This is a genomic window from Roseateles sp. GW823-FHT07B05, assembly GCF_058794515.1.
Map to the genome: position 1 here is coordinate 11911 of NZ_JBXAGX010000024.1, position 21797 is coordinate 33707.

Here is a 21797-nt window from a genome sequence, read left to right on the forward strand (position 1 = left end):
GATGCACGGCGGCGAGGCGAGAGGTCGCGCCGCCGTGACTGATCAGGCTTGAGCTGCCGTTTCCAGAACCGGCGAGGACTTGTGCGAGCGCCTCAGGACCAGGCCGCAGAGCGCCGGCAGGACGAACAGCGTCAGCACGGTTGCGGTGATCAGGCCGCCGATCACGACCGTGGCCAGGGGTCGCTGGACCTCGGCGCCGGTACCGGTACCGAACGCCATCGGGATGAATCCCAAGGACGCGACCAGGGCCGTCATCAGGACGGGACGCACCCGCTCCATGGCGCCTTCGATCACCGCCGCGCTGATCGCCATGCCGTCTTCCAGGCGTTTGCGGATCGCCGAAATCATCACCAGGCCGTTGAGCACCGCCACGCCCGACACGGCGATGAAGCCCACCGCCGCGGAGATCGAGAACGGGATGTCACGCAAGGCCAGCGTGAACACACCGCCCGCCACCGCCATCGGGATGGTGGCCAACACGGTCGCCGTCAGCCCCGCGCTGCCGATGGCCAGGTAGAGAACCGCACTGATGAGCACCAGGCATGCCGGGATGATGATGGCCAAGCGCTTGGAAGCAGCCTGCAGGTTCTGGAACTGGCCGCCCCATTCGATCCACGCGCCCGTGGGCAGCTTGATTTCTGCTTCGATCCGCTTCTGAGCCTCCGCGACGAAGCTACCCAGGTCGCGGCCGCTGACATTGGCCTCCACATAAAGGCGGCGCTTGCCGTTGTCGCGACTGACTTCGTTGAGACCCTGCGTGAACTTGAACTGCACGAGCGAGCCCAGAGGCACCGCACCGCGCGGCTTCCCGTCCACGGCGGCCAGGCTGATAGGCAACGCACGCAGTTGGTCCAGGTTGTTGCGCTGATCGCCTGGCAGCCGCACCACGAGGTCGAAGCGACGGTCGCCTTCGAAGATCTGCCCGGACGGACGACCCGCCAGCGCGGCAGACACCGTGTCGGCAACTTCCTTGAGCGTGAGCCCGTGGCGCGCGATGGCGACGCGGTCGAACTCGATGTCAAAGGTCGGGAAGCCAGACGTCTGCGCCACGCGTGTGTCGACAGCACCCGGGATCTTCTTCAGCAACGCCGCGATGCGCTGGCCGCTCGCAGCCAACTGATCGAGGTCGTCACCGTAGATCTTCACGGCCACGTCGCTGCGCACGCCGCCGATCAGCTCGTTAAAGCGCATCTCGATGGGCTGCGTCGCGTCGTAGGCATTGCCCACGATGGCAGACATCTTCTCGCGGATGCGTTCGATGACCTGTTCCTTCGTCGTGACGCCTTCAGGCCACTCGTCCTTGGGCTTCAGGATGACGTAGTTGTCGGACGCGTTCGGCGGCATTGGGTCGGCCGCCAGGCTGGCCGTACCGGCCTTCGAGTAGACCGTCTTGACCTCAGGCAAGGTCAGCAGCGTTCGCTCGATCGGCAGGTCCAGCGCCGCCGAATCCTCGATGGACATCGATGGGATGCGGACCGACGAGAGGTTCAGGTTCTGCTCGTCCAGCGTTGGCATGAACTCCTTGCCGACGAATCGGAACGTGACAGCCGCCGCGGCGACGATGACCAACGCAGTGATGATGGACGGCCAGGGGTTGGCGACGGCGCGCTGCAGCAGCGGCAGATACCGATTCTTGGTCGCCTCGATCGCGCGCACCTCACGCTCCTCGATGTGCTTGTTCATCACGACGGCGAGCATGGCCGGCACGAACGTGATCGACAGCACGAAGGCGGACGCGAGTGCCAGCATCAGCGTGATCACCATGGGCGAGAACATCTTGCCCTCAACACCCTGGAAGCTCAGGCAGGGCAGGAACACCAGGAAGATGACCAACTGGCCGTAGATGGTCGGCTTGATCATTTCCTTCGACGAGGCCATGACCTCCTGCAAGCGCTCGCCAAGCGTCAGCAAGCGACCTTCGTGGTTCTGACGATGCGCGAGTCGCCGCAACGCGTTCTCGACGACGATGACTGCGCCGTCGATGATGAGACCGAAGTCGAGCGCGCCCAGGCTCATCAGGTTGCCTGAGATGCCGAACGAGTTCATGCCGATCGCGCTCATCAGAAGCGACAACGGAATGACCAGGGCGGCGATCACAGCAGCGCGCCAGTTGCCCAGAAGCGCGAACAGGATGGCGACGACGAGCAATGCGCCTTCCGTCAGGTTCTTGGCCACTGTCTTGATGGTGGCCACCACCAGTTGCGAACGGTCCAGCGTCGGCTCAAGCACGATCCCCTCGGGGAGCGTCTTCTTGATCTCGCCGAGCTTGTCGACGACGGCGGCCGCCACTGTCCGGCTGTTCTCGCCGACGAGCATCAACGCGCTGCCGACCACCGTTTCGTTGCCGTCGCGGCTGGCCGCACCAGTTCGCAGTTCGCCGCCAATCTTGACCGTCGCCACCTGGCCGATCGTGACCGGCACGCCATTGCGCTGCGCAACAACCGTGGTCGCAATCTGATCAACCGAGCGCAGGCGACCATCGGCACGGACGAGGTAGTTCTCACCGGAGCGACGCAGATAGTTGGCGCCGATCGAGAGGTTCGCGTCTTCCAGCGCACGACCGAGTTCGCTCCAGTCGATGCCGTAGGCCGCCAGTCGCGTCAGGTCGGGCTCGACGACGTACTGCTTCACGTAGCCACCGAGCGAATCGACGTCCGCCACGCCGGGTGTCATGCGCAGCTGGGGACGCACGATCCAGTCCTGGACGGTGCGCAGGTAGGCCAGCTGGGACACCGAGTCGGGCAGGCGTTCGCCCTCGTCGGTCACGAAGCTGCCGTCCTTCTGCCAGCCGCCCTGCCCTTCGCGCGGCGCCGGCGCGCCCTTGCCACCGGGATGCTTGAAGGCGACGCTGTAGTGCACCACCTCACCCAGGCCGGTGGACACCGGCCCGAGGACCGGGTCCGCGCCGTCAGGGAGACTGGCGCGCGCCTGGTTGAGGCGCTCGGTGACCTGCTGACGCATGAAGTACAGGTTGGCGCTCTCCTTGAAGATCACCGTCACCTGGCTGAAGCCATTGCGGGAGAAGGAACGCATGTTCTCGACCCCGTTGAGGCCCGCAAGCGCGGTCTCGATGGGATAGGTCACGCGCTTCTCGACCTCGACCGGAGTGAGCGTCGGCACGACGGTGTTGATCTGCACCTGCTTATTCGTGATGTCGGGCGTGACATCGATCGGCAGCAGGTTCAGCTGCCAGGCGCCGAAGGCGGCGACCAGCGCCGTCAGAAACAGCACCATCCAGCGGGCACGAACCACGCCCTGGAGAAGAGCTTGGATCATTCGTCGTCTCCCGAGAGCTTCTTGGCCTCGGCCTTGAGCAGGAACGCATTGCGGACCGCGACCTGCTGGCCGGACTTCAGGCCGCTCACGACTTGCGCCAAGCCACCGCTGCGCAGACCGACGTAGACCGCCTGGACGCGGAAGCCTTCCGGTGTGCGCAGGAAGACCACATCCGTGCCATCCAGGTTCTGCACGGCCTCTTCCGGCACCGCGACGCCCTGCTGGGTCGCTTCGCCGCGCGTCTTCAGCCGCACCTGCACGCCTTCGCCGGCGAGCAGCGTCTGCGCGTCGGGCCCGGCGGTCGGCACGAGCACCACGGTGGCAGCCCGCGTCGTGGCACTGACGCCCGGCGTCAGACCTCGGACCGTCACAGGCACCGGCTTGCCAGAGCGGGAGAGAACCGTGGCCGCATCGCCCACTGCCACGCGGCGCAGATCGTCGGCGGTCAATGGTGCTTCGACCTGGACGACGCCCGGCATCGCAACGCGGAACAGTTCGAGGTCCGGAGTCACGTGCGCGCCGGCGAGGGCCGTCATCGAGGTGATGCGACCGGCGATGGGCGCCACGATGTTGAGCGACCGGCCATCACTACCGACGCGAGCCGCGCCCGCCACGGAGGCTGCGCGCTGGGCTTCTGCCTCCGCGACGTCGAGGTCAGCCTGCGCGGCTTCCAGCGCCTGGCGCGGAGAGACACCCTGATCAAACAGGCTCTTCTCGCGGGCTAGGGTCTTGCGCGCCAGGTCGACCTTGGCCTGCGCCACGCGTCGATCGCTCACCATGGAGGCAGCTTCCAGACTCTCGATGCTGGCCAGCACTTCGCCTGCCTTCACCGTGTCACCGAGTCGGCGCATGACGCGCACCAGCGTGCCGTTCGCGCGGCTCACCACCGCGGCTTCCGCCCCCGGCGCAGCGGTCACGACGGCAGGAAGCAGGAGCTCATTTCGGACGTCGGAGCCCGAAGCGGTCTCGACCGAGATGTTCGCGGCGGTGATGTACTCCGCCGGAATCTTGAGCTCGGACGCTTCCTTCTTGGACGCATCTGCGGGCTTTGCTGCCTTCGCAGGGGCCTCGGCTGCCGGCGCATCGCCGCTGTTCGAGGAGCGGCTGGCGATGCCATAGCCCAGCGCACCAGCACCTGCTGCGATGCAGGCCGCGATCAGCACTTGGTTCAGCTTGAATTTGCTTGTCATTGTGATTCTCCAAATGCGAGACGGCCCTCGGCCTGCGCCAGTGCAGCCAGGGAACGAACGCGCGCAAGTCGCGCGTCGATGGTTGAACGTTGAGCCTCGGAATAGGCGCGGCGTGCGAACAGCAACTCGACCAGCGAGGTCCGTCCGGCGTCGTAGCCGATCCGACCGAGTCGATAGCCTTCGGCGGATGCGCGCTCACCCTCAAGGGCGGCTTCCAGTTGGCCCTCCGCCGCCAGCAGCTGGGCCTGTGCCGAGCGGCGTGCTGCCGCGGTCTCCAACCGGGCAGCCAGAACACGCGCATCGGCTGCCTGGACGCGCTGGCGGGCGGCGGCGACGCCGTCACGATTGCGGTCGAACAAGGGGATGGAGGCCGATAGGCCGACCACGAATCCGTTCTGAGACGTCCAGGCATAGCGACGCACGCCGGCCGTCACGCTCAGGTCAGGGATCCAACGTCGCTCTTCCACCTGCAAGCGAGCTTCTGACGCCTCGCGTTCACTCTGGGCGACGCGCAGCGTCGGAGACTCGTCCGCCGTTGTGTTGGCGGCGATGGAAGTGCTGAAGAGCGAGCCGCTGATGCCGGTGAACCGCTCCTGGGAGCCGACGAGCGCGGACAGCTCTTCCAGTGACTGGGTCAGCTCGGCCGCCGCGGCACGATCAGCACCTCGCGCAGCAGCAGCACCTGCTTCGGCCTGGGCGACACGTACGGCGGCTTCCTTGCCTGCATCGACTTGTGCACGGGCCGCCCGCAGGTCATCGCCGGCGCGGCTCAGTTCTTCGGCAGCCACGCGTTGCCGGCCTTGCGCGGCCTCCACGGCACCGTAGGCTATCGCCAGCTTGGCCGCCCAGAGGACCTCGACCTCACGGCGGCGGGCCTCGGCAACGTCAGATTCGCGGTCAGACACCGCAATGCGAGACGCGCGCTTCCCGCCCAGCTCCAGCGGCTGGCTGATCGAGTAGGTTGTCTGGCGGGGACTCTGGCCGCCGTTGCTCGGCGCGCTCAGGTCTTCGGCCAGGGCATCGACCTTGGGATTGAGCCATTTCCGGCTCTGCGCCGCGTCCAGTCGTGCGGCTTCGGCGTTGGCTTGCTGCTCGAGCAGGATGGGCGCCCGAGCCAGCGACTGCTGCAGCAGTACGCCGAAAGCCGGCGCATCAGCTGCGTGTGCGAAGGGGGTTGAGAGGGAAAGGGCGAGCGCGATGGCGCTCAGCGCCAGGCTCGGCTGCGAGACGGCGGCACGGAAACTGGCATGACCAGCACCACGCAGCCTCTGCACCGGCGCGCAAAGGGAAAAATGCGATGACATGAAAACTCCACGGACTGAGCGCGCACGACGACGCGCCCGGGAAAAGCGGCTTGCGGCTTTTCAGGCGTGGAGCGGAGGGGCACGGCCTGCCGGTGGCAGGCTCTTGAAGGAGGTGAAAAGCGGCGGCCCTCGGTCGGGCCATGTCGGCGCCGGCGCGTCGACCTCTTCAGCTGGAAACACGACGACGAACGCAGTCGCGACGATCAGTGCATCGCCCAGTGAATGAACACCGCTGAGGTCCGAGGCGACTTGAGTGCGAAGTGCTGTAGCCGAATGACCGACGCGCGTATCACCATGGTCATCGTCGTGGTCATCGGCATGCACGCGGGATGCAACCGCTTCGGCCGTCAACTCGTGCGAAGCGGCGGCTTCTGCAAGTTCCACGGCCACTGCGTCGATGCCAGAGTCATGTTGATGATGATGGAACGGTGCGCTGAGCTGATCAAACACCAGAACCATCACCAGCAGCCAGCGAAACGCCCAGCCCAGTCCCCGCGGCCGGGATGCAATCCCGCCGCGCGAACCTGCTCGCTGGTTGACGCTGAATGACTTCACTGTTCTTAGAGGTACTTGCTCAGTTCCCTGAACTCGCCCACGGCATCTTGCAAGGATTTCGGCTGATGCTCGACCGCGTCGCCAAGGCAATGCTCAAGGTGGTCATGGATCAAAGCGCGCTTGGCGGCATTGATGGCTCGCTCGACCGCGTGCAACTGCTGAACGATCTCGGCACAAGGCCGGTGTTCCTCAATCAGTCCGACCACGTTGTTGAGATGACCGCTCGCACGCTTGAGGCGATTGATCACCTTTGGATGGCTCGTATGGACATGGTCGTGGCTCACGGTTCGTATCCTACCAGGGGGATACTGAAATCGGGCGGCAAGGTACGTTGCATGGCGTGAAAAGTTTGCTTGAGCCGGGCGTTGGCAGCGTGCGGGCGCGGACATATCACCCCATACAGACTCGGACTGGCCCGCTCAACGGGCATTACGCCACCCGTAGATGCCAAGAGCCGCGGCTGCTGTTCCGTTCAGCAAGGCGCTCGCAAGGTGCATGGCCGGTGACGTCTTAACTCCGAAGAGCATGATCTCAAAGCCCTGCAGCCAGAAATAGGCGTTGGCCAACGCGTGAAACGCCTCGAACCCCGATCCGAACTTTGCGAGCTCTTTCATGCGGTTCATGACAACGCCTCCGGGTCAGACCATCATTTCAATCATCAACAACGCCAGGAAGCCGACGAAGAACATCGACGTCAGCAGCGGCGTTTCGTCAACTTCGTGCGCCTCGGTGAGTAGCTCTTCTGTGACCAGATAGAGCAATGCTGCGACGCCAAAGGAAAGCACGCCGTCCAGGACGACAGGGCTGGCGCTGGCCAGAAAGTACGCCCCGACGCCTGCACCGGCGGTCAGCAGCGCCGCAAAACTCAGGGTCGTGGCCAGCACCAGACGTCGCGCGTTTGGGCCCCGTATCGCCGCGGCGGTCGCTACGCCGAGAAACAGGACCTCCAGCGTCATCGCAATGGTGATCAGCATGCCTTGCCGCTCTCCGGCTGCGAAGCTGACACCAATCAGCAATCCGTCCAGCGCGATGTCCAGCGCTGACGCTAACAACAGGCTGGTCGGCAACGCCGATGGTGCGGTCCTCTCTTCACGCTCCTCAAGCCGTCGCGCGAACGCCTTGAGCATCAGCATGGCGATCACGCCAAGAGCGAAACCGCCGAGCGTTACCCAGGGAAGGCGACGGTGGACAACATCCGGCAGAAGCTCCGTCGCCAGCGCCGCGAACAACACGCCGGCAGCGATGTGCTGAACAGCGCTCTGCACCTTGGGGCCAGGGGTGCGCACCGCTGCGACAACTCCACCGACCACAAGGGCAGTCGCCGGCACGGCGGCGAACATCATCACGCCGCCGAGTGATATTGGCTGACCGGTCATGCGGACTGTCTGCGGTTCCAGGTCAGGGGCACCAGCAGCCACATCGCACTGATCAGCGCGCCGATGACGGCCGCAGCCACGTTGCCGATCGTGTGACCAAGCACCTCCGACAGCACGAATTGCGTGGCCAGCACCAGCGCAATCGCAAGGAAGGCTGCGCCCACCAGCATCTGCTTGCTCGCCCTTGCCTTGAAACTCGCGCGTTGCCGTAGCGGCCGCATCAGCCGGTGCTGCACCGCCGGTGCGGTGAACAGGACCAGGGCCGCCACCGACAGCAGGAAGGTGGCTAAGAACACATTCTTCTCGGCTTGGACGATGCTGCGGAACCCTGGTGCAAACGGCACCGCGATCAGGAACGCAGACAGCAGTTGTGCGGTGGGCAGTAGCACGCGCAGTTCACCCAACATGTCGGTCAGGTCGCCGTCGTCACCGTCCAGCGCCGCATCGGTTGCCGTGTTTCGGCCTTGTTCGCCCCGCGCGTTCATGGGCGCGTCAGGCATTGGCCGGGGCGGGCTTGGCCGGTTCCGCGGTCTTTTCGCTCTTGTCGAACGGCTTGTAGGCCAGCAACCGAAGCGCGTTGAAGACCACGAGCAGCGTCGATCCCTCATGGAAGATCACGGCCGTTCCGATGCTCAGTCCCAGGATGGTGGATGGGATCAGCACCGCGACGACGCCCAGGCTCACCCAGAGGTTCTGCTTGATGACGCGGCTCGTGCTGCGCGACAGACCCACGGCGAAAGGCAACTGCGCCAAGTCGTCAGCCATCAACGCCACGTCAGCGGTCTCCAGAGCAACGTCCGAGCCGGCCGCTCCCATCGCGATACCGACAGTTGCGTTGGCCATCGCCGGTGCGTCGTTGACACCGTCGCCCACCATCGCCACCTTCCCGTGTTCTGTGCGTAGTTTCTTGATCTCCTCGACCTTCTGCTCCGGCATCAGGTCGCCGCGCGCCTCCGTGAGGCCGACCGTCTGCGCGACCGCCTCTGCGACCTTCTGGTTGTCGCCGGAGATCATGATGAGCCGCTCGATACCGAGCTTGCGGAGTTCGCTCATCACCTGGCCGGCAACTGGCCGCGGCGTGTCCATGACGCCAATCACACCAAGGAACCGCCTGCCCTTGCGCACGATCATCGTGGTGCGGCCATCGGCCACGAGCTTCTTGTTTGCTTCGTCGACGTCTACAGGCACCTCGGAGTCGGGCAACTCAGTAAACAGCACCGGCTTGCCGATGTGTACCGTCTCGCCACCGAGTTGTGCCTGCACGCCGCGACCGGTGATGCTCTTGACGTCGGACGCCTGCAGCAGGTCGGCCTTGTCGCCCAAGCGCTCCTTCGCGCCGCTGACGATGGCGGCAGCCAACGGGTGGTCACTGTGCTCTTCCACGGCAAGTGCCACCGCCAGCAACTCCGTGTCGGGCACACCCTGAGCCGGCACCACATCGGTCAGCTTCGGCTTGCCTTCGGTAAGCGTGCCTGTCTTGTCAAACGCGATCGACGTCAGCGTGCCGAGGTTCTCCAACGGTCCGCCGCCCTTGACCAACACGCCGCCGCGCGCGGCGCGAGCGACCCCGCTCAGCACCGCGCTTGGAACCGAGATCGCAAGGGCACACGGGCTCGCCGCCACGAGCACTGCCATGGCGCGATAGAAGGTCTGCGAGAACGGTTCGTCAACAACCAACCCGGCACACAGCAGCACGCCGACCAGCACCAGTACCGATGGCACGAAGATCCGCTCGAACTTTTCGGTGAACTGCTGGGTCGGCGACCGCTGCGCCTCTGCCTCGGTGACCATCTTGATGACGCGCGCCATCGTGGACTGATCGGACTTGCGCGCGACCATGACGTCCATCGCGCCAGAGCCATTGATCGTGCCGGCAAAGACGCGGTTCTCCGCGGCGACGCGCTCGAAGTTCCCGATTGCAGCCTTTCCGTCATCGACCGGGCGCTTGTCGACGGGCACGCTTTCACCGGTGACCGGCGCCTGGTTGACGCTGGACGTGCCAACGACCACCACGCCGTCGGCGGGGAGTCGCTCATTGGGCTTCACGACGACAACGTCGCCCACCTGCAGCTTCTCCAGCGGTACGACCTCGGTACCGGCCTCGCGGCGAACCGTTGCTGTCTCAGGGGCGAGCTTGGCCAGCGCTTCGATCGCGCGGCGCGCGCGGCCCATGGCGTAGTGCTCCAGCGAGTGACCGAGACTGAACAGAAACAGCAGCAAAGCGCCTTCCCCCCAAGAACCCAGGGCTGCCGCACCGGCCGCGGCGACGAGCATCAAGGTGTCGATTTCGAAGCGCTTGGCGCGCAGGTTCTCGATGGCTTCTCTGACGGTATAGAAACCGCCGAAGAAATAGGAGACGACGTAGCAGGCAGTCGGCAGCCACTCGGGGCCCGAGCCTGCGCGGCCGATCAGCCATCCAGCCAGCAAGAACACACCGGACAGGCTGGCGAAGATCAGCTCGGTCTTTTCGCCGAACAGTCCGCCATGTTCGTGGCTGTGTTCACCGCCCTCCCCGTCCTTGTGATCATGGCCGGCATGCCCCTTCTCGTCGTGTTTGTGAGCGGCTTTGCCTTTGTCCTCACCGGCGTGGTCATGGCTTGCGTGCGGATCGTGGTCGTGATCGCTGTGGTCATGGCCGGCGTGCTCGTCGTTGGCAGCTCTTGGCTTCGCCGACATCGGATCTGGTGGGGGTGCAGGAAGGTCAGGGCCTCCGTTGGCGCGAGGCTTGCCCGTCGACGCTACCGCGCTGTCTTCGGCCGTGATGTCCAACGAGGTAAGGCGCTGCTTCAGCCTCGTTTCATCGACGCGTGAACGGTCGTATTCGATGCGCACAACACCGCCTGGCGAGACATCCGCCTCGATGACGCCGTCCAGAGCGCGCAGCTGGTCGGCGACCCGTTGCGCAAATCGGGCGTGCATCGGCAGGTTGACGCGCCCCAGCACATGCGCAAAGCGATCGGTGAGCGCCAACCCTTCCGACGTGACCAACTCGCGCAAACGGCTGAGCGTGATCACGTTCGGGTCGTAGTGAACGCATAACTGAGGCTTTCCCTCTGCAACGCCTGTGACGTGCGCGTCGTCGACGCCAGGGCGCCCGACCAGCTTGTCCTGCAGCCGCTTGACGCAGGGGTCTTCGGTGCTGTGGATGTCGGGCAGCACCAACGGGAGGTCCAGCCGCAACTTCTGGGTATCGCTCATGGACGGCTTCGCTTTCTTGAACGAGTGCAGCCGGCACTTGTGAGGTTGGGCTGGCTGCCTGGTGGCTCGATCCGCTTCGGCTCGCGGCCTGATGCGGATCAATCTGAATCGCCCGGCGATGGTCGCCGCCGGAAATGTCCGAAGCCGTAGCTACGAACTCAGATCAAGAAAGTTGCCCAATTGGGGCGGTCGATGGCTGACACCACCAACCTGGAGTGTGGACGGCTGACCGTGGGTGCCGCCAGCTCTATCCGATCCAACTGCAGAATCGGCTGGACGTCGGACAACACAGTCACGCAGCTCATGTGGCAGGCGATGCAATCGGCGTCATCGCCGCCTACCTGCTTCGACTTTTCGGCAGAGTCGTCGGCGTGCTTGTCGGCCTGATGCTTGTGCGCGTGGTGACCGAAGTGGGTCGCCTCAATCCCTTGCTCGTGCTGGCAATACCCAGCCGCCGCCCCCCAGACAAACTGGAAGGGAAGTACTGCGAGCAAGAAGATCACGAGAGCTTTTCGCACCAAAAGATCCTAGCAGCGGGTCTCTGTAGGAGGCTACCGCTTTTGCCGAGCCCGCCGACGCTTCTCGCGGCGCTCTTCCCGACGCTGCTCCTTCTTCGCCCGATCTTGTCGAAGGAAGTAGATGAGCAGGATCAGCGACACCACGATCACCGTCATCGAGCTGGCGAAGATGTAGGTGGCTAGCCCATGGTGCTTCTCACGCAGATGCTCGAACAGGGTCAGCATGGCAGGCCTCCCTCTCGAACGGTAGGGGCCGTCGCACTACCGCTGCTGGCCGATTTGTCACTATCCCTTGCATCGGGATCTTCGAGCGTGAAGCGGATGTAGGTGCCATCGTTCGACGACTGCGCAACTGCCTTTCCGCCATGCATGCGTGCGATGGCCGCCACGATGGCAAGACCCAGGCCGTGATTGCGATCAGCGTTGGTGCGAGAGGGATCGATCCGGTAGAACCGGTCAAAAAGCCTGGGCAAGTGTTCAGCCGGGATGGCCTCCCCCTGGTTATGAACACCGATGCTCACCTGCGCATGATCCGCCCGGCCGATTCGCACTTCGATCAGCGAGCCACGCGTCGCATACCGCGACGCATTGCCCAGTAGATTGGACAGTGCCCGACGCACCAGCCCCACGTCGACCGCTACACGCGCATCGCCGCGTATCTCCACACGCAGGTCCGCTTCCTCGAGCACCGCCTCGTAGAACTCGATGACCTCGGTCGCCAGGTCAGCCATGCTCAGCGGAATGGCCCTGCGCGCCGGCACACCCCGTTCCGCATTGGACAGGAACAGCATGTCGGCCACGATCACGGCGATCCGGCGCAACTCCTCCAGGTTCGACGCTATCGTGTCATGCAACTCAGTGCTTGAGCGCGGGCGTCGAAGTGCAACTTCGCAGGTACCGATGAGGATCGACAGCGGGTTGTTCAGTTCGTGCGCGACGTCGGCGTTGAACGCCTCCATCTGCACGTAGGCCACCTGAAGCCGATCCAGCAAGGCGTTGAACTGCTGCAGCAGCGGCAGCACTTCCGCAGGTTGGCCCGTGTCGTCCAGCCGCTGGTCCAACCGGCTGGCGTTGAGCTCCGACGTCCTCCGGGCCAGGGCATTCAGCGGCGCCAGCCCTTTTTTGACCAAGACAAAGCCGCCCGCCGAAACCGCGCAGGTTCCCAGGACGGCTGCGGTGAACAGAGTCCACCACAACCGGCTCAGCAAGGAATCATCTTTGCGGATGTCGTAGATCAGCTCTGCACGCCCTGCCCCGCCCAACTCGCTGGGCAGCCGGACGTCGAAGCCCAGCCTTTTGCTCATCGCCTCCGGCCGCTGCGCGTCATCCTTCTCGAACACCGCGGTGTTGTCCTGTTGGCGCACGACGAGCGACAGATCGTCATGCCCCGCGAGGAAATCGCTCAACAGGTGCTTGATTCCAGGGATGTCGTGAACCTCCTGCCCCTCTGCCAGCAGGCGCTGGACGGCTGCCCGCTTCTTCAGAAGGGTGTCGTCCTGGCGGCTCGACAACGTCAAGGAAATGACGAGATAGACGGCGCCACAGACCAGACTGAGGCCAACGAGCGTTTGAAGCGCAAACTGCCGCGACAGCTTGGCGCGCAAGCTGGGCGCAGAGGCAGAGATCGCGCTCATGTCCGATCCTCCAGCACGTAGCCCATACCGCGGACCGTGTGCAGCAGCGGTCGCTCGAAAGGCTGGTCCAACTTCGAGCGCAAGCGTCTGATGGCCACTTCCACCACGTTGGTCTCGCTGTCGAAGTTCATGTCCCACACCTGCGCGGCGATCTCCGTTCGCGACAGAACATGGCTCTGGCGTCGCAGCAGCAAGATGAGGAGGCTGAACTCCTTAGGTGTCAGGTCCAGCCGTTGTCCGGCCCGGGTCGCCTTGCGGCGCACCGTATCCACTTCGAGGTCCGCAACCCGCAGCATCAACGTCTCGGCGTCTGTGCGGTGAGCACCGCCAGCGCGGCGCAACAACACCTGCACGCGAGCGACCAGTTCCGAGAACGCAAAGGGCTTGACGAGGTAGTCATCCGCCCCGCCCTGCAACCCACGCACCCGGTCCTCGATCTGGCCGCGCGCGGTGAGCATCAGGACAGGCACCGACCGCGTATGGCGCAGCGCCGAGAGGACCGCCAGCCCGTCGATGCCCGGAAGCATCCAATCCAGGATGACAAGGTCGTACTCGTTGACGGACGCCATGTGGAGCCCGTCGACACCGGTTCGGGCTACCTCGACTTGGTAGCCCTCTTCGGTGAGTCCTTTGCGCAGGTATGCGGCCGCCTTGACTTCGTCTTCGACGACCAGGATCTTCATGAGGCCCCACGGCCTCTTGGCCGCCCTCCGTGCCAGTGGTGCACCTTTGCGGGACACCGGCCTACCGGCCGGCGTGCCGCGATATGCGGCAGTGCCTTCATGCAATCACCTCCTGGTCCGGCTTGGAGCGAGGTGCGGCTGCCTCTTCCTCGTCATCCCTGCGATGAGCGATGCGGTACAGGACCGGCAGGACCAGCAGCGTGAGCGCCGTGGAAGACAGGATGCCGCCGATGACAACGGTGGCCAGCGGCCGCTGGACTTCGGCGCCCGTCCCCGTGGCGATCGCCATCGGCACGAAGCCCAGCGATGCGACCAGGGCGGTCATCAACACCGGACGCAACCGGGTGACGGCGCCTTCGAAGATGGCCTCATCCAGACTCTTGCCCGACTCCCGCAGGTTGCGGATGAACGAGATCATCACCAGGCCGTTCAGCACGGCCACACCGGATAGCGCGATGAAGCCGACCGCCGCCGAGATGGACATCGGGATGTCCCGCAGCCACAGCGCCACGATGCCGCCGGTCAGCGCGAACGGGATGCCGGTGAAGACCAGCAGGCCGTCCTTGGCATTGCCGAACATCACGAACAGCAGCGTGAAGACCAACAGCAACGACACGGGAACGACGACCTTCAGGCGGTTCGTCGCCGACTGCAGGTTCTCGAACTGGCCACCCCAAACCATCCAGTAGCCCGTGGGCAGCTTGACCTGTTGCTGGATGGCTTGCTCAGCTTCCGCGACGAACGTGCCGATGTCTCGGCCACGCACGTTTGCGCTGACCACGACCCGGCGCTTGCCGTTCTCGCGGCTGACCTGGTTGGGGCCAGGGGACAACGACAGCTCTGCAACTTCGCTCAAGGGAATGAACTTGCGTGAGGCGCTGCTTCCGCTGGCCGGCAGCGGCACCGGCAGGCGCTTGATAGCCTCCAGGTCGGAGCGCACGTTCTCAGGGACACGCACGATGATGTCGAAGCGGCGGTCGCCTTCGAACATCGTGCCGCCTTCCTTGCCGCCGACGGCCGTGGCCAGCGTGTCCTGCACATCCTGTACGTTCAGGCCATACCGGGCCGTCTTCTCGCGATCGATCTGCACGCTCAGCATCGGCAGCCCCGTGGTCTGTTCGATGTTGACCTCGGTGGAGCCAGAAATGCCCTTGAGCACGGCAGCGATCTTCCCGGCCGCCTCGTTCATGACGTCCATGTCGTCACCGAACACCTTCACAGCGACGTCAGAGCGCACACCCGAGATCAGCTCGTTGAAACGAAGCTGGATCGGCTGAGAAAACTCGTAGTTCTGTCCCGGCAGCTTCTCGACTTCCGCCTTGACCAACGCGGCCAGTTCGTCACGCGTCTTGCGCGGCTCCGGCCACTCGGACTGAGGCTTCAGCATCACGTAGGCGTCCGAGATGTTCGGCGGCATCGGGTCGGACGCGATCTCGGCAGTGCCAGTGCGCGCGAAGATGCGCTCAATCTCCGGGAACTTGTTCTTGAGCGTCGTTTCGAGCTGCTGCTGCATCGCCACGGACTGCGACAGGCTCGTGCCCGGGATCCGCAGCGTCTGGATCGAGAAGTCCCCCTCGTTCAGGCTCGGCACGAACTCGCTGCCCATGCGGGTGGCCAACAGGCCGGACAGGAACACCGTGACGATCGCGAAGGTGATGACCAGCGGCTTGGCGTTCATCACGCGCTTCAACGCCGGCTCGTAGGCGCGGCGGGCCCAGCCCATCAGGAAGTTTTCCTTCTCGGAGACCTTCTCACCGATGAACAGCGCGACGGCTGCCGGCACGAAGGTCATCGACAGGATCATGGCGCCCACCAGCGCGATCACGACCGTGAACGCCATCGGGTGGAACATCTTTCCTTCGACGCCCGCGAGCGCAAAGATCGGCAGGTAGACGATCATGATGATCAACTGCCCGAACAGCAGCGGACGGCGCGCCTCCTGGGAAGCCAGGAAGACCTCGTGGAAGCGCTCGGACTGCGTCAACGGCCTGCCCTTGTGCTCCTGCGCGTGCGCCAGGCGGCGCACACAGTTCTCGACGATGACGACCGCCCCGTCGATGATGATGCCGAAGTCCAGTGCTCCCAAGCTCATCAGGTTGGCACTGACCTTCTGGTTCACCATGCCTGTGAACGTGAAGAGCATGGAGAGCGGGATCACCATGGCCGTCAGCACGGCGGCACGGATGTTGCCCAGGAAGACGAAGAGGATGACGATCACGAGGATCGCGCCTTCCAGCAGGTTCTTCTTGACGGTGTTGATCGCCTTGTCGACCAGCGTCGTACGGTCATACACCGTCACCGCATGAACGCCCGCGGGCAAGTTCTTGTTGATCTCGTCCATCTTCTTGTCGACGGCCTGAGACACGGTGCGGCTGTTCTCGCCGATCAGCATGAAGACGGTGCCGAGCACCACTTCCTTGCCGTTGTCGGTCGCCGCACCCGTACGCAGTTCGCGGCCGAGTTCGACCGTGGCCACGTCCTTGATGCGGACCGGGACGCTGCCTTCGTTGCGCAGAACCACATTGCCGATGTCAGCGATGGAGCGCACCTGGCCCGGCGCGCGGATCAGGTATTGCTCGCCGCGGCGCTCGATGTAGCCTGCGCCGACGTTGGCGTTGTTGCGTTCCAGCGCATTGACGACGTCCGCGAGCGTGATGCCGTAGGACGCCAGACGGCTGGGATCCGGTGCAACGTGGTATTCCTTGGCGTAGCCACCGATCGTGTTGATCTCGGTGACGCCAGTGACGTTGCGCAACTGGGGCTTGATGACCCAGTCCTGGATCTCGCGCAGGTCTGTCGGTGTGTACGGCTCGCCGTTGGGCTTCTTCGCGCCAGGCTTCGTCTCCACGGTCCAGAGGTAGATCTCGCCGAGGCCGGTAGAGATGGGGCCGATGTCCGGGTCTACCCCGGCCGGCATCTGGCCTCGGGCGCTTTGGATGCGCTCGTTGACCAGTTGGCGGGCGAAGTAGACGTCGGTGCCGTCCTTGAAGATGACGGTGACCTGCGACAGGCCGTAGCGCGACAGCGAGCGGGTCTGTTCAAGACCGGGCAAGCCGGCCATGACCGTCTCGATTGGATAGGTCACGCGCTGCTCGGTTTCGAGCGGCGAGTAGCCAGGCGCTTTCGTGTTGATCTGGACCTGGACGTTGGTGATGTCGGGCACTGCGTCGATGGGCAGCTTCTGATAGCTGAAGACGCCCAGCGCAGCCATGCCAAGCACGGCCAACATCACAAGCCATCGGTGCTCGATGGCGAATCGGATGATGCGTTCAAACATGTCGACGCCTCTCTCAGTGCGCGTGGCTGGCCGATGCCTTGCCGGCTTCGGACTTGATGACGAAGCTGCCGGAGGTCGCGTACTGCGCGCCGGCCTTCAGGCCTGCAGTGACCTCCGTGCGCTTGCCGTCGTTGCGACCCAGCTCGACGGGCACGGGCGCGAAACCGCTCGGCGTGCGGACGAACACCACGGACTTGCCTTCCATCGTCTGGACAGCATCGGATGCCACCGTCACCGGCGCGCTGGACTCGCCGGCCGACACCTCGACGTTCACGAACAGGCCCGGCCGCCAGGCGGTGTTGGGGTTGTCGACGACGACGCGCGCTTGAGCCGTCCGCGTCTGTTCACCGATCAGCGCGCCGACATAGGCAACCTTGCCGATGGCCTTCTGTTCGAATGCCGTCGTCCGGATCACGACGTTCTCGCCGATGCGGACCTGCGGCAAGCTGCTCGCCGGGACATTGATCTGTGCCCACACCGACCGGAGGTCGGAGATGGTGAAGACGTTGACGTCCTCGCGCACCTGCTCGCCCAGGGCGATGTGCTTCTCGACGATGACGCCGTTGAACGGCGCGCGCAGCTCGAAGCGGTTCAGGGCTGAGGACTCGGCGGACGCGCCGATGGCGTTGAGCTTCTGGCGCGCGTTGGCGACAGAGATCTCAGCCTCGCGCATCGTTTGCTCGGCCTGCTGAACGTCCTGCTGCGGGGAGATGCGCTGTTCGAACAGTTGCTTCTCACGCTCGTACGTCGTACGGGCAAGCTGCAGGCGCTTCTGGGCAGCCTGAAGTTCGGCGCGCTGGTCGGACACGCTCGAGCTGCTGATCACGGCCAGGACCTGGCCCTTGACGACCTGCTGGCCGAGCGACACGGCAACCGATTCGACAACGCCGCCAACACGGGGCACCACGTGTGCTGTCTTGTCCTCGTTGAAGGCGATTTCACCCGGCAACTGCAGCGCGGTGCGGATGGTTGCCGGCGCCGATGATTCGACGGAGATGCCAGCCGCCTTGATCTGGTCAGCGGTCATGGTGACAGCACCCTCGTCCTTGGCGAACGAGTATTTCTGCAAGCCGCCGCCCGTCTGCACCTCCACCGTGCCCTTGAACAGGTGAGGTTCTTCGATGGCTTGAGTGCTGACCAGCGCGCCGCCTTCGGCCGCGAAGGAAATCTTCTCGGGATCCTGGCCAGGGCGCTCGAGTTGCACTGCAACCTGCTGGGGGCTCAGCTGCAGCGGCTTGCCGGCCTTGGTCAGCCACAGCTTGATCTTCGGCGTGCCACCTTGCTCCGAGAGAAGCAGCTCCACGGAAACTTCCTTCTGGGTTCCGAGAATGTCGCCGCCATTGGCGCCCTTCTTGGCTTCCTCATGATGCTCGGTGTCTTCGTGGCCGCCGGCGTCCTTGTGATCCTTCTCGCCCTTGGCTTCGCCATGGTGTTCACCGTCACCGTGGCCTTTGGCTTCGTCATGGCCGTGCCCATGCTCTTCCTCGCCCGCCGGCGCACCGCCGCCCATGCGGAGGATGGAAACGGTGCCGACGGCACCCAGCGCCAGGACCACCGCGATGGCGATCAGCTGCTTCTTGCCCAGCGAGGCGCGCAGGCCGTCGGTGTTGCTTTGATTGAATTTCATCGTCGATCTCGAAGTTGGTGTGCCCGTCAGGGGCGGTCAGACGTGGTGCCGAGCTGGCGGTCGATCTCTGCTGCCGTCCGGTGGACTTGCGCCACCGCTGTGAAGTACTGGCTGCGGACCTGAAGCCAGGTGCGCTGGGCATCGAGGGCGTCAAGGAAGCTGAACTTGCCAAGCTCAAAGCCGGTCTTTGCGGCCTCGTAGGCGCTCTGTGCGCCAGGCAACACCTCACGGCGGAGGGCTTCCACCTCATCCTTGCGAGCCTGCAGGAGGTCAGACATCTGCAGAAGTTCAGAGCGCAGGCGCAGCTCTTCAGCCTGCGCCGTCGCCTGGGCCGCGTCGCGGCGGCGCAATGCCTCCAGCTGCGTGCCTTGATTGCGATCAAAGAACGGCAACGGCACCGACACGCTGAAGACAGCCTGGTTCCGGCCCATCTCCTGCGCGCGACGCGCGCCAACCCCAACCGTCACGTTCGGCACGCCGTTCGCTCGCGCCAGGCTGTAGGTTGCATCGGCGCGCTGCACTTCGAGCTGAGCGCGACGCACGGCCGGTGCGTCCGGCAGGCGAGCCATGATGTCCGGTGCGGAGGGGGCGGCCGGCAGGACGTCAACATTGCCGTCCAGGCGCTGGATAGCTCCGTCTGGGGATCCGAGGACGGCTGACAGGGCCCGCAGGGCAGCCGACGCTTCAGCCTGCGCCTGGCGCAGGTCGATACGGGCCGTCGACGCGGCGACGCGTGCGCGCGTCTCTTCGGTCGGGGACACCTTGCCGGCCGTCACGCGCCGTGAGGCGGCGTCTACACCGCTGCCGGCGATCCGCAAGGATTCTTCGACGACCTTGACCCGCTCCTGTGCAGTTAATGCATCGAAGAAGGCTTGGATAGCCATGGCACGCACGTCAGCGCGACGCGCTGCGAGATCGAGGGCCGCGATGTCCTTGCCGCGCTGAGCGACTTCGACACGGGCGGCGCGCTTGCCGCCGGTTTCCAGCGTCTGGCTGAGCTGCAGGGTCGTGACGCGGGTGCCGGACTTCAGGTCTTCCTGATCGACGCCAAGCACCGGATTAGGAATGAGGCCCGCTTGCCGGACTGTGCCGTCATTGGCGTCCAGCTCGGCAGTTGCAGCACGCAGCTGCGGGTTCTGAGCGAGCGCTGTGTCCACGGCAGCGCGCAACGTGAGCGGTGCCTGCTGTGGCGCTACGTTCGCCGCAGCGGACGGTGCTACTGCGGCCTGAGCGACACGCGCTTCAGCGGAATTCTGGCTGGGATTCCCAGGCGTTTGAGCCTGAGCGAGGGATGAGATGAGTGCCGCACAAGCCAGCGGCACGAGGGTTCTGCGCATCGAAAACTCCGGGGTTGTAGGAACAACGCAAGGGTTTCGGCGAGAGCAGTGGTGCGGTCAGGGCCGCATCAGGGAGAAATTTAGGGACGGATCTGCGCTCGCCGAATCAGGCGATGCGCCAATTCGGGCGTTCGAGGAGATCAGGCCCACGCGAACGGAAGGCCTGCTTGGACGCAGATTCCATAGTGAAGACAGCATCAGCGTCGAACTTCAGCTCGACCGGCACCATGGGCTTGGCGAAGCTCAGGTGGCAGTAGCCGCAGTCGTTGTCGCCCAGGAGCTTGCCGCTCTTGGAGGCCGATTTGTCGTCGGCATGCTGACCGGAAGCCTTGGACTTTGAGCCCCCATCGGCCTTGTGCTCATGGGCGTGGTGCCCAATGTGCGTCATCCCGGTGACTTCCTCGTGCTGGCAATAGGCTGCTGCTGCCGACCAGGCGAACTGGACGGGCAGGATGAACAGCAGAAGGATGGTCAGCCAGCGACGCATGGACCGGATTGTGTCTTGAATGGGGGAAGTTCGGGTGAGTCGGCTGATGCCGATTCAGTGAAATCGTTCGCAGAGCGGTGCTGCAACGCCTTACAGAAGGCTGTTTGCGGTGATCCGCAGCCCGGTCCTGGCCGCGGATCACGAACCAGTCGCATCAGCCGCGCTCGGAATCATTCGGCGAGATGTAGACCTTCAAGGACTTTTCGCTGAAGCCGGCTGGCGCGATGTCGCTCAGGTTGACGGGACGGTGTGCGGCCGAGCTGAACTTCCAGGTGAAGTTCTTGCCAGCGCTTTGGAACGTCACCACGTCCCCGCAGTTGACGTTGATGGCTTTTCCAGCGTCGACATTGACGACGCGGGCGGCGGGTGTGGCAGCGACCACTTCACCGTGCATAGACTTGCCGTTGAGCATGCGGTCGGTTCCTGCGGTAGCGGCCTGGGCAGCTCCAACAGCGAACACGAGGCTGGCGATCAGGGAAGCGGAGAGGATGCGACTCATGAAGGTTCCTTCTTCGGCGGACGGGTTGCTCGGTAGAGCCACCTGAAGCGTTCACCATGGAAGAAACTGTAAAAATCTGCCCCCGACGGGATGCCTGCTCGTCTCATTACAAAGCTGTAATGTTGGCCAGTCCGGTGCGGCGCCCACCATGCGCTACTGCCCTTTGCACTTACCGCTGGCTATGGTTTTCAGATAGATCGCCAGTTGTACGAGGTCCGCCACGAGGTCTTTTCGTGGTCCCAGGCAGTCGCGCTTCTCAGCACTGGTGACAGCGAAGGCCAAGCGCTCATCTTTCGACATCACGCCGTGCTGCAGATCGACGCCAGATTTCCCGGCCATGTCGCGAAACGGCGCCTGTGTGTTGGCCATTGCTGCGCCGATATCCAGTCGCAGTGACCTTCGGGAGTCGGTGCTTTGTGCAGGGGGCAGTACGACTTGCGTCGGGTCTGCTTGGTCGACGTCCGGATGTGCGGCGGCGCGCTCAATCGCTGGATCCGCGATTTTGGCTGTCACGCTTTGATCACGTGACGGACGGGCTTCACGGTCTTTCGCTGCGCCGGCCCGCTTGATTGGGATGGCCGGCGCTGGTCTGACCACATCAGGGACTCTGATCAAGGTGATCGACAAGGACGTGCGGTCGGCCGGCGGCGCCGGCTGGATGTGTGCGGAACCAATGACGATGATGAACAGCAGACAGATCGCCGCGGATGCAGCCGCCGCGGTGACATGTGCGTGCCAACCTGTCCTGTTCCAAGCGTGGCGTGACTGGGCCATCAACTGACGCCCCTTCCCATGCCGACCTCCGCGAACTGATGCATGCAGTTGAATGTCGGTAG

19 protein-coding genes are annotated in these 21797 nt (G+C 64.4%); all 19 read right to left on the bottom strand.

Features of this window, described 5'->3' with window-relative positions; translation table 11 throughout:
- Nucleotides 1-42: 42 nt before the first annotated feature.
- The 19 genes from AC1Q7O_RS26395 to AC1Q7O_RS26485 all read right to left on the bottom strand — a co-directional run bounded on the left by AC1Q7O_RS26395 (nucleotide 43) and on the right by AC1Q7O_RS26485 (nucleotide 21735).
- The gene (locus AC1Q7O_RS26395; protein ID WP_492662190.1) at nucleotides 43-3276 is read right to left on the bottom strand and encodes a CusA/CzcA family heavy metal efflux RND transporter; all 3234 of its coding nucleotides are present in this window, start codon (nucleotides 3274-3276) and stop codon (nucleotides 43-45) included.
- Entirely contained in the window at nucleotides 3273-4466 is a 1194-nt protein-coding gene (locus AC1Q7O_RS26400; protein ID WP_492662191.1) for an efflux RND transporter periplasmic adaptor subunit, read from the bottom strand. The genes AC1Q7O_RS26395 and AC1Q7O_RS26400 overlap by 4 nt, the downstream gene beginning before the upstream one ends.
- The gene (locus AC1Q7O_RS26405; protein ID WP_492662192.1) at nucleotides 4463-5770 is read right to left on the bottom strand and encodes a TolC family protein; all 1308 of its coding nucleotides are present in this window, start codon (nucleotides 5768-5770) and stop codon (nucleotides 4463-4465) included. The genes AC1Q7O_RS26400 and AC1Q7O_RS26405 overlap by 4 nt, the downstream gene beginning before the upstream one ends.
- Nucleotides 5771-5830: 60 nt before the next feature.
- On the bottom strand, nucleotides 5831-6229 hold the full coding sequence (locus tag AC1Q7O_RS26410; protein ID WP_492662772.1) for a hypothetical protein: 399 nt from the start codon (nucleotides 6227-6229) through the stop codon (nucleotides 5831-5833).
- Nucleotides 6230-6330: 101 nt separating this feature from the next.
- On the bottom strand, nucleotides 6331-6714 hold the full coding sequence (locus AC1Q7O_RS26415) for a metal-sensing transcriptional repressor (protein ID WP_492662194.1): 384 nt from the start codon (nucleotides 6712-6714) through the stop codon (nucleotides 6331-6333).
- A gap of 30 nt (nucleotides 6715-6744) precedes the next feature.
- Nucleotides 6745-6948 carry a hypothetical protein gene (locus AC1Q7O_RS26420; RefSeq protein ID WP_492662195.1) on the bottom strand — a complete coding sequence of 68 codons (204 nt, stop codon included), beginning with the start codon at nucleotides 6946-6948 and terminating at the stop codon, nucleotides 6745-6747.
- Between the two features lie 15 nt (nucleotides 6949-6963).
- A complete protein-coding gene (locus AC1Q7O_RS26425; RefSeq protein ID WP_492662196.1) occupies nucleotides 6964-7701 on the bottom strand; it encodes a ZIP family metal transporter in 738 nt (245 codons plus the stop codon).
- Nucleotides 7698-8201 carry a DUF6328 family protein gene (locus AC1Q7O_RS26430; protein WP_492662197.1) on the bottom strand — a complete coding sequence of 168 codons (504 nt, stop codon included), beginning with the start codon at nucleotides 8199-8201 and terminating at the stop codon, nucleotides 7698-7700. Before AC1Q7O_RS26430 ends, AC1Q7O_RS26425 begins: the two co-directional genes overlap by 4 nt.
- A complete protein-coding gene (locus AC1Q7O_RS26435) occupies nucleotides 8194-10899 on the bottom strand; it encodes a heavy metal translocating P-type ATPase (RefSeq protein ID WP_492662198.1) in 2706 nt (901 codons plus the stop codon). Before AC1Q7O_RS26435 ends, AC1Q7O_RS26430 begins: the two co-directional genes overlap by 8 nt.
- Before the next feature lie 158 nt (nucleotides 10900-11057).
- Nucleotides 11058-11402: a cation efflux protein, CzcI family gene (gene czcI, locus AC1Q7O_RS26440; protein ID WP_492662199.1), complete on the bottom strand. Its 345-nt coding sequence runs from the start codon at nucleotides 11400-11402 to the stop codon at nucleotides 11058-11060.
- 48 nt (nucleotides 11403-11450) lie between these two features.
- Entirely contained in the window at nucleotides 11451-11642 is a 192-nt protein-coding gene (locus tag AC1Q7O_RS26445; protein WP_492662200.1) for a hypothetical protein, read from the bottom strand.
- The gene (locus AC1Q7O_RS26450; RefSeq protein WP_492662201.1) at nucleotides 11636-13051 is read right to left on the bottom strand and encodes a heavy metal sensor histidine kinase; all 1416 of its coding nucleotides are present in this window, start codon (nucleotides 13049-13051) and stop codon (nucleotides 11636-11638) included. The genes AC1Q7O_RS26445 and AC1Q7O_RS26450 overlap by 7 nt, the downstream gene beginning before the upstream one ends.
- Nucleotides 13048-13734, bottom strand: a complete 687-nt coding sequence (locus tag AC1Q7O_RS26455; RefSeq protein WP_492662202.1) for a heavy metal response regulator transcription factor — start codon at nucleotides 13732-13734, stop codon at nucleotides 13048-13050. Before AC1Q7O_RS26455 ends, AC1Q7O_RS26450 begins: the two co-directional genes overlap by 4 nt.
- A gap of 97 nt (nucleotides 13735-13831) precedes the next feature.
- On the bottom strand, nucleotides 13832-17011 hold the full coding sequence (locus AC1Q7O_RS26460) for a CusA/CzcA family heavy metal efflux RND transporter (protein WP_492662203.1): 3180 nt from the start codon (nucleotides 17009-17011) through the stop codon (nucleotides 13832-13834).
- A gap of 13 nt (nucleotides 17012-17024) precedes the next feature.
- Complete coding sequence (locus AC1Q7O_RS26465) at nucleotides 17025-18638, bottom strand: efflux RND transporter periplasmic adaptor subunit (protein ID WP_492662204.1); 1614 nt, start codon at nucleotides 18636-18638, stop codon at nucleotides 17025-17027.
- 26 nt (nucleotides 18639-18664) lie between these two features.
- The gene (locus tag AC1Q7O_RS26470) at nucleotides 18665-19975 is read right to left on the bottom strand and encodes a TolC family protein (protein WP_492662205.1); all 1311 of its coding nucleotides are present in this window, start codon (nucleotides 19973-19975) and stop codon (nucleotides 18665-18667) included.
- 106 nt (nucleotides 19976-20081) lie between these two features.
- Nucleotides 20082-20462, bottom strand: a complete 381-nt coding sequence (gene czcI / locus AC1Q7O_RS26475) for a cation efflux protein, CzcI family (RefSeq protein ID WP_492662206.1) — start codon at nucleotides 20460-20462, stop codon at nucleotides 20082-20084.
- A 154-nt stretch (nucleotides 20463-20616) separates the two neighbouring features.
- Complete coding sequence (locus tag AC1Q7O_RS26480; RefSeq protein ID WP_492662207.1) at nucleotides 20617-20961, bottom strand: CzcE family metal-binding protein; 345 nt, start codon at nucleotides 20959-20961, stop codon at nucleotides 20617-20619.
- 153 nt (nucleotides 20962-21114) lie between these two features.
- Nucleotides 21115-21735 (bottom strand): hypothetical protein, encoded by a 621-nt coding sequence (locus AC1Q7O_RS26485; RefSeq protein ID WP_492662208.1) that lies wholly within the window; start codon nucleotides 21733-21735, stop codon nucleotides 21115-21117.
- Nucleotides 21736-21797 lie beyond the last annotated feature (62 nt).

Coding starts and splice junctions, on each gene's coding strand:
- AC1Q7O_RS26480 (WP_492662207.1), bottom strand. CDS start 20,961: ATGAGTCGCATCCTCTCCGCTTCCCTGATCGCCAGCCTCGTGTTCGCT.
- AC1Q7O_RS26405 (WP_492662192.1), bottom strand. CDS start 5,770: ATGTCATCGCATTTTTCCCTTTGCGCGCCGGTGCAGAGGCTGCGTGGT.
- AC1Q7O_RS26420 (WP_492662195.1), bottom strand. CDS start 6,948: ATGAACCGCATGAAAGAGCTCGCAAAGTTCGGATCGGGGTTCGAGGCG.
- AC1Q7O_RS26435 (WP_492662198.1), bottom strand. CDS start 10,899: ATGAGCGATACCCAGAAGTTGCGGCTGGACCTCCCGTTGGTGCTGCCC.
- AC1Q7O_RS26445 (WP_492662200.1), bottom strand. CDS start 11,642: ATGCTGACCCTGTTCGAGCATCTGCGTGAGAAGCACCATGGGCTAGCC.
- AC1Q7O_RS26470 (WP_492662205.1), bottom strand. CDS start 19,975: ATGCGCAGAACCCTCGTGCCGCTGGCTTGTGCGGCACTCATCTCATCC.
- AC1Q7O_RS26415 (WP_492662194.1), bottom strand. CDS start 6,714: ATGTCCGCGCCCGCACGCTGCCAACGCCCGGCTCAAGCAAACTTTTCA.
- AC1Q7O_RS26400 (WP_492662191.1), bottom strand. CDS start 4,466: ATGACAAGCAAATTCAAGCTGAACCAAGTGCTGATCGCGGCCTGCATC.
- AC1Q7O_RS26425 (WP_492662196.1), bottom strand. CDS start 7,701: ATGACCGGTCAGCCAATATCACTCGGCGGCGTGATGATGTTCGCCGCC.
- AC1Q7O_RS26410 (WP_492662772.1), bottom strand. CDS start 6,229: ATGGTTCTGGTGTTTGATCAGCTCAGCGCACCGTTCCATCATCATCAA.
- AC1Q7O_RS26485 (WP_492662208.1), bottom strand. CDS start 21,735: ATGGCCCAGTCACGCCACGCTTGGAACAGGACAGGTTGGCACGCACAT.
- AC1Q7O_RS26395 (WP_492662190.1), bottom strand. CDS start 3,276: ATGATCCAAGCTCTTCTCCAGGGCGTGGTTCGTGCCCGCTGGATGGTG.
- AC1Q7O_RS26455 (WP_492662202.1), bottom strand. CDS start 13,734: ATGAAGATCCTGGTCGTCGAAGACGAAGTCAAGGCGGCCGCATACCTG.
- AC1Q7O_RS26460 (WP_492662203.1), bottom strand. CDS start 17,011: ATGTTTGAACGCATCATCCGATTCGCCATCGAGCACCGATGGCTTGTG.
- AC1Q7O_RS26465 (WP_492662204.1), bottom strand. CDS start 18,638: ATGAAATTCAATCAAAGCAACACCGACGGCCTGCGCGCCTCGCTGGGC.
- czcI (WP_492662206.1), bottom strand. CDS start 20,462: ATGCGTCGCTGGCTGACCATCCTTCTGCTGTTCATCCTGCCCGTCCAG.
- AC1Q7O_RS26450 (WP_492662201.1), bottom strand. CDS start 13,051: ATGAGCGCGATCTCTGCCTCTGCGCCCAGCTTGCGCGCCAAGCTGTCG.
- AC1Q7O_RS26430 (WP_492662197.1), bottom strand. CDS start 8,201: ATGCCTGACGCGCCCATGAACGCGCGGGGCGAACAAGGCCGAAACACG.